This window comes from Isoptericola sp. NPDC060185 (genome assembly GCF_042728595.1).
GTDB lineage: Bacteria > Actinomycetota > Actinomycetes > Actinomycetales > Cellulomonadaceae > Isoptericola.
Genome location: NZ_JBHWYY010000021.1, coordinates 1 through 15876, shown reverse-complemented (window position 1 = coordinate 15876; position 15876 = coordinate 1). Strand labels below are relative to the sequence as shown.

5 protein-coding genes are annotated in these 15876 nt (G+C 73.8%); 1 reads left to right on the top strand and 4 read right to left on the bottom strand.

What is annotated here, in order from left to right; translation table 11 throughout:
- Positions 1-133: 133 nt before the first annotated feature.
- The 4 genes from ACFWDO_RS09595 to ACFWDO_RS09580 all read right to left on the bottom strand — a co-directional run bounded on the left by ACFWDO_RS09595 (position 134) and on the right by ACFWDO_RS09580 (position 14352).
- Positions 134-6169 carry an Ig-like domain-containing protein gene (locus ACFWDO_RS09595; RefSeq protein ID WP_380315374.1) on the bottom strand — a complete coding sequence of 2012 codons (6036 nt, stop codon included), beginning with the start codon at positions 6167-6169 and terminating at the stop codon, positions 134-136.
- Between the two features lie 179 nt (positions 6170-6348).
- Complete coding sequence (locus tag ACFWDO_RS09590; RefSeq protein ID WP_380315371.1) at positions 6349-12339, bottom strand: Ig-like domain-containing protein; 5991 nt, start codon at positions 12337-12339, stop codon at positions 6349-6351.
- Between the two features lie 166 nt (positions 12340-12505).
- Positions 12506-13735, bottom strand: a complete 1230-nt coding sequence (locus ACFWDO_RS09585; protein ID WP_380315368.1) for a hypothetical protein — start codon at positions 13733-13735, stop codon at positions 12506-12508.
- A gap of 197 nt (positions 13736-13932) precedes the next feature.
- Positions 13933-14352: an HAD-IA family hydrolase gene (locus ACFWDO_RS09580; RefSeq protein ID WP_380315365.1), complete on the bottom strand. Its 420-nt coding sequence runs from the start codon at positions 14350-14352 to the stop codon at positions 13933-13935.
- A 368-nt stretch (positions 14353-14720) separates the two neighbouring features.
- Between ACFWDO_RS09580 and ACFWDO_RS09575 the strand changes: the two genes are divergently transcribed.
- Positions 14721-15876, top strand: a 1156-nt coding sequence (locus tag ACFWDO_RS09575) for a serine/threonine-protein kinase (protein ID WP_380346916.1), incomplete at its 3' end; no start/stop codon positions are given.

The window sequence follows — 15876 nt, the reverse complement described above, 5'->3', positions numbered from 1 at the left end:
CACACCCAGCGCCCGCACAGGATAGCGAGAAATCACCCGCCCGAAGCACCCGTCCCGGCCCTCGGGCATGGGGAGAGGTGCCCATGCCCGAGGCGTTCGGGGCATACCGCACGATGCGGTCACCGGCCGCGCATCACCAGATGACGGTGTTGCTGGTCAGCCCGAGGCTGGTCGTGACCTTCACGCTGTCGCCGCCGCCCCCGTAGTAGCACCAGAGGTCACGGGGCCCGGCGTTGCCGTTGCCGTCGGTGCGCGTCGGCTCGGTGGGCGCCTTCTTCCAGTTCGTCCCAGCCGTGTTGAACTGCCGCCCGTCGGCGATGCACCCGTAGGTGAACTGCGTGTTCGGCTTGGCGTTCTTGATCGTGATCCGCAGGTAGGCGCAGGCCGAACCGTCGCACGACCCGTACTCCCGCTCGCCGTCGGCGCTGGAGCCGCGCTGCAGGGTCAGCGTGGGCTTCGGCGCCGCGTCCGACGTGGCGGACGCACACTCCTTGGCGGACTGCCCCTCCGTGTCGGTCGCGACCACGCAGATCTGCTTGGTCACGGAGTCCCCGACGGTCACGGTCTTGCTCCCGCTCTTCGCCGTGCTCGAGAAGGCGCCGCTGACCTTCACCGAGATGGACCGGCCGTTCGTGCTGGTCGACCAGTTGAACGACACCTTCTGCTTGCCGCCGGACGCGGACACCGACGGCGTCGGGACGGGCCCGAAGGGCGTCACGGTGTTCGAGTACGCCGTCCACGCGGAGCACCCTCCCGCGTTGCAGGCCTGCACGCGGAACCGGTAGTCGGTGCCGTTCTTCAGCCCGGAGTACGTCAGCGACGTCCCCGTGGTCTTGGCGCTGCCCCCCTGGTCCGTCGCGACGGTGTACGTGACCGCCGCGCCGTTGTCGTCGGCGGCGCCCCACGACACCTTCGCCTTGCCGCTCATGCCCGTGCTCACGCTCGCCTTGGGGGTACCCGGCGCCTTCGGCTTGCCGAAGGGCGTGACGGCGTTCGACGCGGCGCTCGTCGCGCCGACGCCCGCCTTGTTCTCGGCCGTGACGGTGAACGTGTACGAGCCCTTGGTGTCGAGGCCCTCGAACGTCGTCGACGTGGCGCCGGTGACCGTGCGGGTGTCGACCTTCGAGCCGCCCTTCAGCACGTCCACGGTGTAGCTCTTGACGGCGTCGCCGTTGTCGTTCGGCGCGGTCCAGGACACGTCCACCTGCCCGCCGTCCGGGGCGATGTCCGAGCTGACCCGCGAGGCCGTGGGCGCCGCGGGCGCGTCGGGCTTGCCCGCCGGGATCTCGGACGCCGACCAGGAGCCCCAGTCGGACGGGTCCGGCGCGTCGTTCACGGCCTGGATCCGCACCTTGTAGGCGGTGCCGTTCGTCAGGCCCTCCCACACGATGCGCTGGCCGGTGACGCCCACCTTCTGCGTCTCGCCGTTCGCCGGGGCCGGCGAGATCTCCAGGTTCACCGACGTGATCGGCGACCGGTCGGTGTACGAGGCGTTCTCCCACGTCACGGTGAGCGAACCGTCGCCGAACTCCAGCTGGGGCGCGGCGGGCGGGTCCGGCTTCTGGTCCGGGCGGGCGTCCTCGGACGCCGGGGAGGCCTCCGACGCCCCGACCTCGTTGTTCGCGACCACCGTGAACGTGTACGTGACGTTGTTGGTCAGCGGCGTCAGGGTGCAGGTCGTCGTGGCGCAGTCGAACGTGTCGCCCTGGCTCGAGGTCACCGTGTACCCCGAGATCTCGGAGCCGTTGTTCGTCGGCGGGGTCCACGACAGCACGACCGTCTCGGAGCGCACCTCCTCGACCACCGGCTTCGACGGCGCCTCGGGCACGCCGATGACGTTCACCGTCACTCGGCCCTCGACCTGGCGGTCCGGGTCCTGGGTGGCGTCCTGCACCGTGTACCGCACCACGAGGGTCCCGACGAAGTCGGCCTTCGGCGTGACGACGACCTTGCCGCCGTCGGACGTCGCGTCGCCGCGGCCGGTCTCGACGACCGGCTGCCCGACGAGCTCCAGCGGCCCGCGCTCCGCGAACGGGTTCGAGTCGTTGGCCAGCACGGGCACCGAGACCGGCTTGCCCTGGTGCGCGTCCTGGACGACGTCGTCGACCGCCCGCGCCAGCGGGCGCGTGGAGGCCACGACCTCGACCGTCAGCGTGCCGTCCACGGGCGGGTGCTCGTCGTCGGTCACCGTGAACGGCACGGTGAGCGTGGTGCCCTTCGGGGTCTCGGGCTCTGCCTCGAGCGTCACGCGACCGCCCTTGAGGGTGGCGCCGAGGCCGCCGGGCAGCGCGCCGAGCTGGAAGCGCAGGTCGTCACCGTCCGGGTCCTTCGCGAACCGGCCGAGGTCGACCACGCTCTCCTCCCCCGCCGCGACCTGGCCGGACGGCGAGCCCGGCTCCGGCGGCAGGTTCTCGGGGGGCAGCACCGTGATCGGGAGGGTCAGCACGGCCGAGTGGCCGTCGGGGTCGTCCGGGCCGTCGCCGTCGGTGACCTCGAAGGTCACGCCGGCCGGGCCCGTGTAGTCGTCCCGGGGGGTGTAGGTCATGGTGGTCTTGCCGGTCACCTCGACGCCGCCCTCCAGCGCGGTGACTTCGTCCTCCGTCGTCAGGCGGGGCTTGCGCCCCTCGACCACGAGGACGTGGTCGGCGATGTCGATCTTCAGCGACTCGCCCGCGAGCACCTCCAGCGGGGCCTGGCCCGGCTTGAGGATCGGCTCGGCCGCGGCGAGCCCCGGCACGACGGCGAAGGCCTTCGACGTGAGCCCGTCCATGTCGGTGACGGTGTACGTGATCACCTGGCGCTGCTCGGTGAGGGTGACGTCCAGCTCTCCCTCGGGCGTCACGGTCACCCCCGCGGCGTCCGTCGTGACCTCGAGGTCGTCGGCCGCGCCGTCCGGGTCCTCGTCGTTGTCGAGCACCGGCACCGTCACCGAGGTCCGGCCGAGGATGTCGGCCACGGGCACCGAGTCGTCCCGCGCGATCGGGGCGAGGAGGGGCGCGTCCTTCGCGACCTGCACGCTGACCGACGCGGAGGCCCGTGCCGCGTACGTGTCCTCGATCGCGTAGAAGAACGTGGTGGTGCCGTCCGCGCTCGGCGTCTGCACGACGATCCGGTCCTCGGACACCTTGGCCTCGAGGTCCTTGCCGCCCTCCAGCGCGCCCGGCACGAGGCCGATCTGGTCGCCGTCGGGGTCGGAGTCGTTCTCCAGCGCCGGGATCGCCACGCGCCGGTCCGGGCGCACGGTGACCTCGTCGTCCTGGGCCACGGGCGGCTGGTTCGTGGCCGGCGGCTCGGCGATGCCGACGCGGATGACGCCGGTGGCGACCTCGCCCCGCGCGTCCTGGACCGTGTAGCGGAACGTGTCCAGGCCGCGGGCATCCTCGCTCGCCGCGTAGTCGATGTACCCGTCGACCACCTCGGCGCGGCCCTGCGCGGGCCCCGTCGCGAGGCCCGTGAGCTGCACGGAGTCACCGTCCGGATCGATGCCGTCCAGCGGCACCGGGATGCGGACCTTCCCCCCGGAGAGCGCCCGCGCGTCCACGTCGCGGGGCAGCGGTGCGGCGTTGTCCTTGCCGCCGCGGATGTGGATCGTGACCTGGGCAGAGTCCTCCTGCCCGTTCGGGTCGCGCACCTTGTAGATGGCGTAGGCCGTGCCGGGCTTCGACGCCGCGCGGAAGCGCAGCCGGTCCTCGGAGACGAACAGCTCGCCCTGCGCCGGGTCCACCGACTGCTCCAGCTCGTCGGCCAGCGTCAGCTCCAGGCCGTCGGGGTGCGAGTCGTTGGCCAGCACGTCGATGTTCACGTAGTCGCCGGCCCGGACCGTGACCTCGTCGGGCGCGGCGTTCGGCGGCTGCAGCCGGTCCGGCGGCGGCACCGGCAGCACGCGCACCTGCCCCGTCGAGGTCTCGGTGCCGTTCGACACGGTGTACCGGAGCGTGACCGCCTCGGAGATGCGTCGGGTCTCCGTGATCCGCAGCATCTGGTGCCCCAGCACCGCGACACTCACCCCCGCGTCGTCCGGCACGTCCACCGACTGCACCACGAGCACCCCGCCCGCCGGGTCGGTGTCGTTGGCGAGCGCGTCCACGAGGGTCGAGCCGCCCGACGGCAGCAGCGCGGTGTCCGCGACCACCACCGGCGCCCCCTGCGCCGCGTCCGGGTCCCGCACGTCGACGCGCACGACCCCCGTCGTGGCCTCGGGGCCGTCGCTGACCTGGTAGAGCACGTCGTACGACTTCGGCTCCTGCGCCAGGAAGGTGAACGTGCCCGCGTCGTAGTTCGGCGTGATCTCGGCCGGCGCGGCGTCGGCCACCCGCGCCAACCGCAGCTCGTCGCCGTTCGGGTCCGTGTCGTTCTTCAGCGGCTCCACCGTCACCGGCTGCCCGGCCGTGACCACCACGTGGTCCCCGACCGCGACCGGCGGCTGGTTGCCGTCGCCGAGGACGTCGACGTTGAGCTCGCCCTCGACGACCTCGCCGCGGCCGTCACCGACGGTCAGCTTGACCTTCTTTCGCCCGGTCGACGTGCCGCCGTCACGGAACTCCACCGTGCCGTCCGGGTAGGCGCGCACCTCGTCGCCCTGCACCGTCGAGGCCGCGGTGAGCAGGATGACGTCGTCCCCGTCCGGGTCGCGGAAGTAGGGCAGCACCTTGATCGACGCCGACTTGCTCTGCTGCACCCGCAGCACCGGCGGCCCGGTCTGCTCGGGCGCGGAGTTCTCGTCGTCGGGAACGACCCGCAGCTTCACCGACGCCTGGTCCGTGCCGCCGCGGCCGTCCGCGACCTCGTAGGTGAACGTCGTGGTGCCGGACGCGTCCTCGGGCACCACCGCCTGCAGCGCCTGGCCGCCCATCACACGCTCGATGCGCACGCCGTCGGGCTGGTCGCCGACGAGCGAGGCGGTCATCACGTCGCCGTCCGGGTCGAGGTCGTTGGACAGCACGTCCAGCACCGTCGCGCGGCCCGGGCGGACGCCGAAGTCGTCGTCCTTCGCGACCGGCGGGTCCTCCTTCTTGCGGTCCAGGACGGTGGTGTCGACCAGCTCGGGCTTGGCGTCCTCGGCGTCCTCGTCGGACCCCTCCGCCTGCTCGGGAAGCTTGATGTCCCAGTCGTCGACCTTCTCGTACTCGTCGAGCGCCATCCACAGCGTGCCCGCCGTGAGGTCGTTGAGCACCACGTTGCCGCGGTTCACGCGGTACTCGAGCTCGGTGGACTGGTCGATACCCTCGAGCACCTGGTCGAGGTCCCGGTCCGTGCCCTCGCAGTCACGCACGATCTGGCCCGAGCCCGACCAGGCCCCGTAGAGGCAACCACCCAGCTGCACGGGCGCGGCGGGGGTGCCCGACGCCTGCCGCGACGTGGCCGCGCCGCCCCCGAGCGGCTGCAGCACCAGCGCGTCCGCGGTCGCGTACGCCACCGAGTCCGTGGACTGCCCGGGCTGCTGCAGCCGGGCGTCCTGGGCGCCCGCGACGTCGACGACGTCGCCTCCCGGGAGCCGCAGCTCCCCGGTGGTCCGGTCGAGCAGCACGAGGTCGTCGCCGACCGTGGTCAGCTGGACGTCGTCGCCCTCCGACAGCATCCCGAGCTCGGTGGTCTTCGGGTCCTCGCCCGGCGCCACCGTCCACAGCACGTCCCGCGCCGGCACGGCGGCGTACGTGGTCCCGCCCTCGGACACCACGACGGTCGCCGAGCCGTCGAGCTTCGCCGTCGGGGTCGCCTTCTGCGTGTCGAGACCGGCGAACCGCTCCACCGACGTGACCCACAGGGATCCCGACTCGCCGTCGACGACGGCGACCCGGCCGCCGCCCATGGAGGTCTGCGCGGCACCCGGCAGCTTCGTGGTCGAGCTGAACTTCAGACGAGCGACGTCCACGACGCTCCCCGCGTGGGTGCCCTGGTCGCCGACGAGCACCTGGCCGGCCTGCTGGTCCACGTCGAACGCCGAGCTGCCCGCCAGCATCGTGCCGTCCAGCGCCTTCGCCTCGGTGTTGAACCGGCCCACCAGGCCCGACGCCTGGTTGGTCACCCAGACCCCGGAGTCGTCCAGGTCGACGTCCGCCGTCGCCTGCCCCTCGTAGAGGACCGCTGCGGTCAGCATGCCCGCGGACACCGCCAGCACCACCGCCGTCGAGACGGACGCGCGACGGTTGGTGCGCAGACGCGTGAACACGCTGGAGACTCCCCTGGTTGGACGACGACGCGGGCCGCTTCCCCCGCACGGGCCGACGCCGGCCCGGTGTGATCGCGCCGACAGGATAGCGAAATTTCACCCGCCCGAGGCAAGGATTCCGGCCCCCGGACATGGGGAGAGGTCCCCATGCCCGGGGGCGCGGACGCCCGGCGGGCCCGTCACCAGGTGGTGCGTCGGTACTCCTTGCCGTCGATCTTCACCGCGACCTGCTTGCCGGGGTAGCCGAAGTAGCACAGGAGCTGCTTGGTCCCCGACTCCGGCAGGGTCACGTCGTAGCCCGCGCCGGAGGTGGTGATGTCGCTCCAGCCGTCCCGGTCGTCGCCGTAGCAGTTCACGTGGTGGCTGCCGGGCTTGAAGTTCTTCGTGTTCACCACGAAGTACGCGCACGACGCGTCGTCGCAGCCAGGCTGTCCCTTCGCGCTCGGCCCACGGGTCACCCAGGCGTCGGCCTGGAGGGCGGAGGCGTCCTTGCAGGTCTGGTTCGACTGTCCCGCCGAGTCCTTGGCCGTGACGCAGATCCGCTTGTTCTGGCCCGGGTCCGCCGTGACCGTCTTCGTGCCGGACGCGGCCGAGGAGGTGAACGCCCCCGTGACGCTCACGGTGATGGGCCGCCCGTTCGTGGTCGTGCCCCAGGCGAATTTCACGGCGTTGCTCTGGCCCGTGGCGGTCACGGTCGGCGCGGGCACGGGGCCGAACGGCGTGACGGCGTTCGACCACGCCGTCCAGGCCGAGCAGCCCGCGGCGTTGCACGCCTTCACGTGGAACGCGTAAGAGGTGCCGTTCGACAGCCCGGAGTACCGCAGCGACGTTCCGGTGGTCGTCCGGCTGCCGCCCTTGTTCGTCTCGACCGTGTACGTGACCGCGTTGCCGTTGTCGTTCGCGGCGCCCCACGAGACGTCGGCCTGGCCGCTCATCCCCGTGCCGACCTTCGCGCTCGCCGCGCCCGGCACCCCGGGCCTGCCGTACGGCGTCACGGCGTTCGACGGCTTGCTCGTGCCGCCCTTGCCCGCCTTGTTCTCGGCCGTCACCGCGAAGGTGTAGCTCGCCTTCTTGTCGAGCCCCTCGAGGCTCTGCGACGTGCCGGAGACGGTGCGCGTCTCCACCTTCGAGCCGTTCTTGAAGACGTCGAGGTAGTACTTCTTGACCGCGTCGCCGTTGTCGGCCGGCGCGCCCCAGGTGACCTTCACCTGGCCGCCGAGCGCGTCGTCCACGCGCGAGGCCGACGGCGCGGCGGGGGCGTCCGGCGGGCCCGCCGGGACCATCGTGGCCGACCACGCGCCCCAGTCCGACGGGTCGGGCGCGGAGTTCACGGCCTGGATCCGCACCTTGTACGCCGTGCCGTTGGTCAGGTGGTCCCACACGATGCGCTCGCCCGTGACGCCCACCTTCTGCGCCTGGCCGTTCGCGGGCGCCGGGGAGATCTCCAGGGTCACCGACGAGATCGGCGACCTGTCGGTGTACGTGGCGTTGTCCCACGCGACCGTCAGCGAGCCGTCCCCGAAGTCGAGCTGCGGCGCGGCCGGCGGGTCCGGCTTCTCGTCCGGGCGCGCCTCCGCGGACGGCGGCGACTTCTTCGACGGGCCGACGTCGTTCGTCGCGACCACCGTGAAGGTGTAGGTGACGTCGTTGGTCAGGCCGCCCAGCGTGCACGTGGTCGTGGCGCAGTCGAACGTGTCGCCACGGCTGGAGGTCACGGTGTAGCCGGTGATCTCGGAGCCGTTGTTGCCCGGCGGGGTCCACGACAGCACGACCGTCTCCGAGCGCACCTCCTCCACGACCGGGGTCGCGGGGGCGTCGGGCGCGCCGACGACGTTCACCGTGATGCGACCCTCGACCTGCCGGTCGGGGTCCTTCGTCGCGTCCTGCACCGTGTAGCGCACCACCATCGTGCCCACGAAGTCGGCCTGCGGGGTGACGACCACCCGGTCGCCGTCCACGGTCGTGCCGCCCTGCCCGGTCTCGAGGACGGCGTCGCCGACGAGCTCGAGCGGCCCACGGTCGGCGAACGGGTTGGAGTCGTTGGCCAGCACCGGGACGGAGACCGCCTGGCCCTGGTGGGCGTCGTCGACCGTGTCGTCCACGGCGCGCGCCAGCGGGCGGGTGGAGGCGACCACCTCGACGGTGAGCTCGCCGTCCACCGGCGGGTGCTCGTCGTCGGTCACCGTGAACGGCACGGTGAGCGTGGTGCCCTTCGGCGTCTCGGGCGACGCCTCGAGCGTGACCCGCGACCCCGACGTCGTCGCCCGCAGCCCCTGCGGCAGCGTGCCGAGCTCGAACCGCAGGTCGTCGCCGTCCGGGTCCTTGGCGAACCGGCCGAGGTCGACCGCGTTCTCCTCCCCGGCCGCGACCTGGCCGGTCGGTGAGCCCGGCTCGGGCGGCAGGTTGTCCGGCGGCAGCACGGTGATCGGCAGCGTCAGCACCGCCGTGTGCCCCTCCGGGTCGTCGGGGCCGTCGCCGTCCGTCACCTCGAAGGTCACGCCGGCCGGCCCGGTGAAGTCGTCGCGCGGCGTGTACGTCAGCGTGGTCGTGCCGGTCACCTCGGCCTCGCCCTCGAGGCCGGTCACCTCGTCGGCGGTCGTCAGGCGCGGGCTGCGGCCCTCGACCACGAGCACGTGGTCCGCGACGTCGACGTCCAGCGACTCGCCCGCGAGCACCTCGAGCGGCGCCTGACCCGGCTTGAGGATGGGCTGCACCGACGTGAGGCCCGGGACGACGACGAACGCCTTGGCGCTCTGCCCGTCCACGTCCGTGACGGAGTAGGTGATCACCTGGCGCTGCTCGGCGAGCTCCACCTGCACCTCGCCGTCGGGAGTCACCTGGGCGGTGGGCGAGTCGGTCTCGAGCTCGAGGTCGTCCGTGGAGCCGTCCGGGTCCTCGTCGTTGTCCAGCACCGGGACGGTCACCGTCGTCTTGCCGAGCAGGTCCGCCACCGGCACGGAGTCGTCGCGCGCGACCGGGCGCTGCAGCGGCGCGTCCTTCGCGACGGTCACGCTCACCGCGGCGGAGCCGCGCGCGGCGTAGGTGTCCTCGATCGCGTAGAAGAACGTGGTGGTGCCCTCCTCGCCCGGCGTCTGCACGACGATCCGGTCCTCGGACACCTCGGCCCGGACGTCGTCGCCGCCCTCGAGCGAGCCGGGGACCAGGCCCACCTGGTCGCCGTCGGGGTCGGAGTCGTTCTCCAGCGCCGGGATCGCCACGCGCCGGTCCGGGCGCACGGTGATCTCGTCGTCCTCGGCGACGGGCGGCTGGTTCGTCGCGGGCGGCTGCGCGACGCCGACCCGGATCACGCCCGTCGCCACCTCGCCGCGCGCGTCCTGGACGGTGTAGCGGAAGGAGTCCAGGCCGCGGGCGTCCTCGCTCGCCTCGTAGTCGACGTAGCCGTCGACCACCTCGGCGCGGCCCTGCGCGGGCCCGGTCGCCAGGCCCGTGAGCTGCACCGAGTCGCCGTCAGGATCGATGCCGTCCAGCGGGACGGGGATCCGCACCGTCCCGCCCGCGAGCGTGCGGGCGTCGACGTCGTGCGGCACGGGCGCGGCGTTGTCCTTGCCCCCGCGGATGTGGATGGTGACCTGGGCGGAGTCCTCCTGCCCGTTCGGGTCCCGGACCGTGTAGATGGCGTAGGCGGTGCCCGCCTCCGGCCCGGCGCGGAACCGCAGCCGGTCCTCGGACACGAACAGGTCGCCCTGCTCATGGTCCACCGACTGCTCCAGCTCCTCGCCGAGCGTCAGCTCCAGGCCGTCGGGGTGCGAGTCGTTGTCCAGCACGTCGATGTTCACGTAGTCGCCCACGCGCACGGTGACCTCGTCGGGCGCCGCGTTCGGCGGCTGGAGCCGGTCCGGCGGCGGCACGGGCAGCACCCGCACCTGCCCGGTCGAGGTGTCGTTGCCGTTCGACGCCGTGTACTCCAGGACGACCGGCTCGGAGATGCGCCGCGTCTCGGTGATCCGCAGCATCTGGTGGGACAGGACCGCGACGCTCACGCCGGCGTCGTCCGGCACCCGCACCGACTGCACCACCAGGACGCCGCCCGTCGGATCGGTGTCGTTCGCCAGGACGTCCACGAGGGCGGACCCGCCCGCCGGCAGCATCGCCGCGTCGCTCACGACGATCGGGGCGCCGCTCGCCTCCTTGGGGTCCTGCACGTCCACGCGCACCACCCCGGTGGTCGACGACGGGCCGTCGCTCGCCTGATAGAGCACGTCGTAGGACTTCGGCTCCTGAGCGAGGAACGTGAAGGTGCCGGCGTCGTGGTTGGGGGTGATCTCCGCCGGCGCGGCCGGGCTGACGCGCGACAGGGTCAGCTCGTCGCCGTTCGGGTCCGTGTCGTTCTTCAGCGGCTCGATCGTCACCGGCTGGCCGGCGGTCGCGACAACGTGGTCGCCCACGGCCACGGGGGGCTCGTTGCCCTCGCCGAGCACGTCGACGTCCAGCGTGCCCTCGACGACCTCGCCGCGGCCGTCGCCGACCGTGAGCTTCACCTTCTTGCGCCCCGTGGACGTGCCGCCGTCGCGGAACTCCACCGTGCCGTCGGGGTAGGCGCGCACCTCGTCGCCCTGGACGGTCGAGTGGGCGGTGGCGAGGTACACGTCGTCGCCGTCCGGGTCGCGGAAGTACGGCAGCACCTTGATGGTCGCCGTCCTGCCCTGCTGCACCCGCAGCACCGGGCTGCCCTCCTGCTCGGGCGCCGCGTTCTCGTCGTCGGGCACCACCCGCAGGCGCACCGTGGCCTGGTCGGTGCCGCCGCGGCCGTCGTCGGCCTCGTAGGTGAACGTCACCGAGCCCGAGACCTCGGCCGGCACCACCGCCTGCAGCGCCTGGCCGCCCATGACCCGCTCCACGCGCAGCCCGCCCGGCTGGTCGCCCACGAGCGACGCGGTGATGACGTCGCCGTCCGGGTCGAGGTCGTTCGACAGGACGTCGAGCACGGTGGTGCGCCCCGGCCGGAGCCCGAAGTCGTCGTCCTTCGCGACCGGCGGGTCCTCCTTCTCCCGGTCCACCACCGTGTTGTCGACCAGCTCCGGCTTCGCGTCCTCCGCGTCCTCGTCGGAGCCCTCCGCCTGCTCGGGCAGCTTGACGTCCCAGTCGTCCACCTTCCGGTAGTCCTCGAGCGCCATCCACAGCGTGCCCGCCGTGAGGTCGTTGAGCACCACGTTGTTCCGGTTCACCCGGTACTCGAGCTCCGTGGTCCGGTCGATGCCCTCGAGCACCCGGTCGACATCGCGGTCCGTGCCCGCGCAGTCGCGCACGATCTGACCGGAGCCCGACCAGGCGCCGTACAGGCAGCCGCCGAGCTGCACCGGCGACGCCGGCGTGCCCGACGCCTTGCGGGACGTGGCCGCGCCGCCGCCCAGCGGCTGCAGCGCCAGCTCCGCGGAGGTCGCGTACGCGACGGCGGACGACGGCGGGCCCGGCAGCTGCAGCCGCGCGCCCTGCGCGTCGGCCACGTCCACCACGGCACCGCCGGGCAGGCGCAGCTCACCCGAGGTCCGGTCGAGGAGCACCAGGTCGTCGCCGACCGTGGTGAGCAGGACGTCGTCGCCCTCGGACAGCATCCCGAGCTCTGTGGTCGTCGGCTCCTCGCCCGGCGCCACCGTCCACAGCACGTCGCGACCCGGCACCACGGCGTACGTGACGCCCGACTCCGAGACCACGGACGTCGCCGCGCCGTCGAGCTCCGCCGTCGGGTCCGCCTCCTCGGTGTCCAGGGCGGCCAGGCCCTCGAGCGACGTCACCCACAGGGAGCCCGACTCGTCGTCCACCACGGACACCCGGCCGCCGCCGAGGGAGACCTCCGCGCCCGGCGGCAGCTGCGCCGTCGCGTGGAACTTCAGCCGCGCGACGTCGACGACGTTCGCGGCGCTGCTGCCGTCGTCCGCGACGAGCACCTGGCCCGCCTGCTGGTCCACGTCGAACGCCGAGCTGCCCGCCAGCATCGTGCCGTCCAGCGACTTGGCCTCGGTGTTGAACCGGCCCACCAGACCCGAGGCCTGGTTGGTCACCCAGACGCCCGCGTCGTCGAGGTCGACGTCCGCCGTCGCCTGGCCGTCGTACAGCACGGCGGCCGTCACGACGCCGCCCGCGACGGCGACGACGACAGCGGTGGAGATGGACGCACGACGGTCGGCGCGCAGCCGCGTCAGCAAGCTCAAGATTCCCCCGGATGACGATGACCTGGGCAGATACCCGACACGAGGCGGAGACGCCCCCGTGCGATCGCCGGCTCAGGATAGGCAGGGCCCACCCACGGGCGACAGGGGTTTGTCCCGTCTGTCCACAGGGAGCGTCGCGCCCCGCACCTGATACCCGCCCGGCGCGTCAGCCCGCGTCCGTCACCGGGACGTCGACGAACCGCGCGACGCCGGGGAGGTCGACGGTGACCCGGTCGGCCCCGGTGTCGGGCCAGACCACCACGACCAGCGCCGTCTCGCCGGGCGCGGACCCCGCCCGGCCGACCCGCTCGTCGGCCAGCAGCCGTCGTGGGGTCTCCTGCGCGTCCGCGGTGTCCCCGGCGTCCGCGGTGTCCCCGGCGTCCGCAGGGACCTCGTACTCGAACGGGTAGGTGGAGCCGGACCCGTCGAGCAGGGCGGCCCGGAGCGGGGCCTCGGACGCCGCGGCCGCGTCGAAGCCGCGCTCCCGCGCGCCGCGCGCGTCGGGCGTGCCGAACGCACCGGCGGTGCCGCCGTCGCCGGACACCAGGCCCAGCTCGAAGGTGCCGAGGAGCGCGCCGCCCCGCCGCTCGACCGAGCGCACCGCCAGGCGGTCCGTGGCGCCGTCCTCGCCCGGGGTCCGGACCGCCGGCGTCTCCCCGGCGGCGACGACCGCGCCCGTCGGCTTCGGGAGCGCGCCGCCGTCCCCTGCCGCGCCGTCGAGGGGCTGCCGGTACGCCTGGAGCGGATACCGGGACGCCCCGGCCGCCTCGCCGGGCGACGCCGGCGGGTTGCCGCACCCGTCGCTCGTCCGGACCACGGGGACGTCGGGGACGTACCCCAGCAGCGGCACCAGGACGTCGACCGTCTCCCCCTGCGGGGCGGCGTGCACCGACGTCGTCCTGTGCTGCTCGCTCCCGAGGCCGAGGTCCTCCAGCCCGCTCGCGCGCCGCGTGCCGTCCGGCCCGACGAGGACGGGGAGCACCTCCAGCGCGTCGAGGTCCACCAGGCGCAGGCCCGCCGCCCCCGTCGCACCGTCCGGCTCCGCGCCCGCGAGGACGTCGCCGAGCGGGGGCAGCTCGCCCTCCAGGGGCTCGTAGCCGACCGTGAGCGTCGCCAGGCCGTCCCGCACCTCGACCGGGTCGACGGTGAGCCGGACCGACGAGCCGCCGAACGGCACCTCCCGGGTGACGCCCTCCTGCTCGACGTCCGACGACGCCGCGGCCGCCGGCGGCCTCCCCGCCCCGTCGCCGCAGGGCACCGGGCCCGCGTCCGGGTCCGTCGTGCAGCCGGTCAGGGCCGTCGCCACCACGAGCAGACCCACGCCCGCGGCCCCGAGCCGCCGGGCCGGGGACGCGGGCACGAGGACCGTCGAGGCCCTCCTCGTCACGACTGCCATCGTTCCCCTCCGTCGTCCCTGCGCCGGGTGGCGGATCCGCGGGTGAGGTCGGTGCGCATACCGGCGCCCGTCCGTGCCGGCACGCGGCCCCTGCCCCGAAGCCTCATCGGCGTCATCGTGCCATCGGGGCGGTGACGTGCGCCCTGCGTGTCCACCTGCGTGTCCACCCGGCGCGCCCCCTGCCGCCAGGACCCGCCTCACGTCAGGAGCGACGGCGTGAGGACGGGGGCGAGCGCCTCCTCCAACGCGGCGGCGGAGCGGTACAGCACCGTCGTCATGCCGAGCTCGGCTGCTGCTGCGGTGTTCTCCTCGCGGTCGTCCACGAAGGGGCAACGGTCGGTGGGGACACCGGCCCGTGCGGCGGCGATCTCGTAGATGCGACGGTCCGGCTCGGCGACGCCGACGAGCGAGCTGTTGACGACGTCGTCCGCGAGGTCGGCCAGCCCGAGAAGCTCCAGGTCGTCGTCGAGCCATGTCGTCGCATTGCTCACGAGCACCAGAGGGATGCGGGACCGGACCCGGCGAAGCAGGCCCACGACGGCGCCGTCCGCCCAGGACTCGGCCTCGGTGAACGCCTCGGCCAGCATCTGCGCCTCGGCTCGCGGAACGTCGGGCACGAGGCCCCGGACGATCGAGTCGGCCCACTGCTGCCTGGTGATCCGCCCCCAGCAACAGGTGCAGGTCGTTCTCCGGCGCGAACCCGATGGCCGCCGTGGTGCCCGCCGGCAGACCGGCCCGCTCCTCCAGCCGTGTCACCGCGTCGGTGTCGTAGAAACGGATCACCCCGTCGATGTCGCACAGGACGGCGTCGAAGGGCAGGTCGTGGGCGTCTGCGGCGGACTTCACCCGCCATGGATATCACCGTTGCGCCGGAGCCCGTGCTCGCCGGCCTCGGGCCCGGACGCCCGCGGCGTCGCGTCGGACCCCCGTCGTACGATCGGCGCTCCCGCGACCGACCACGCGACCGCCGACCAGGAGCCGTGCCTTGACCTTCCCCTCCCCGGACGACGGCGCGGTGCCCGCGGGCGTGACGCCCCTGGCCCCGTCCGACCCCGCGGAGCTGGGCGGGCACCGCCTGCTGGGCCGGATCGGCCAGGGCGGCATGGGTGCCGTGTTCCTCGCCGAGATGCGCAGCGGCCGCCGGCTGGCGATCAAGATGATCCGCTCGGAGTACGCGCACGACAGCGAGTTCCGCGCGCGGTTCCGCCGGGAGATGTCGGCGGCCCTCAAGGTGCGCGGGCGGTTCCTCGCCACCCTCATCGACGCGGACCTCGACGCGCCCGCCCCCTGGATCGCCACCGAGTACGTGCCCGGCCCCACGCTGGCGCTGGCGGTGAGCCGCGGGGGCCCGCTGCCCGAGGCGGACGTGCGCGCCCTGGTCGGGCACCTCGCCGAGGCGCTCGACGCCGTGCACCGGGCCGGGCTGGTCCACCGGGACGTCAAGCCCGCCAACGTCATCCTCGGCGACGACGGCCCCTGCCTCATCGACCTCGGCATCGCGCAGGCCGCCGACGCGACGTCGCTCACCGAGACGGGCGCGCAGCTCGGCACCCCCCAGTTCATGGCGCCCGAGCAGGCGCGCGGCGACGCCGTCTCCCCCGCGACCGACGTGTGGGCGCTCGGCGCCGTCGCCCACTTCGCCGCGACCGGGGCGGCGGCGTTCGGCGTCGGGCGGCCCCACGTCATGTACTACCGCGTGGTGCACGAGGAGCCGCGGCTCGACGGCTGCCCCGACTGGCTGCGGCCGTTCGTCGAGGCCTGCCTCGCCAAGGATCCCGCCGCGCGCCCCAGCCTGCGCGCCGTCCTCGACACCCAGCCGGACCTGCCCCGCGCCGCGATCGAACCGGCCGTCGAACCCGCCGCGGACGGCCTCGCCGCCTTCGCCGACGGCGCCACCGCCGATCCGGGCGCGACCGCCGACCCCGACGCCACCAGGATGTCCGGCTCCCCCGGCACGGCCGACCCGGCGGGCAGCACGGGCAGCACGCGCGCGGCCCGGACCGGCGCGCCCGACGCGTCGACGTCCGACGACGCGCCCGCGCTCCCGGACACGGAGCTGCGGGCGCCCGCGGCCGCGGAGGCTGCCGCGGCGCCGCCCCGGCCGCGCCGCCCGTCGCGCACGCTCGCCCTGGTTGCAGCCA

Coding starts and splice junctions, on each gene's coding strand:
- ACFWDO_RS09585 (WP_380315368.1), bottom strand. CDS start 13,735: ATGGCAGTCGTGACGAGGAGGGCCTCGACGGTCCTCGTGCCCGCGTCC.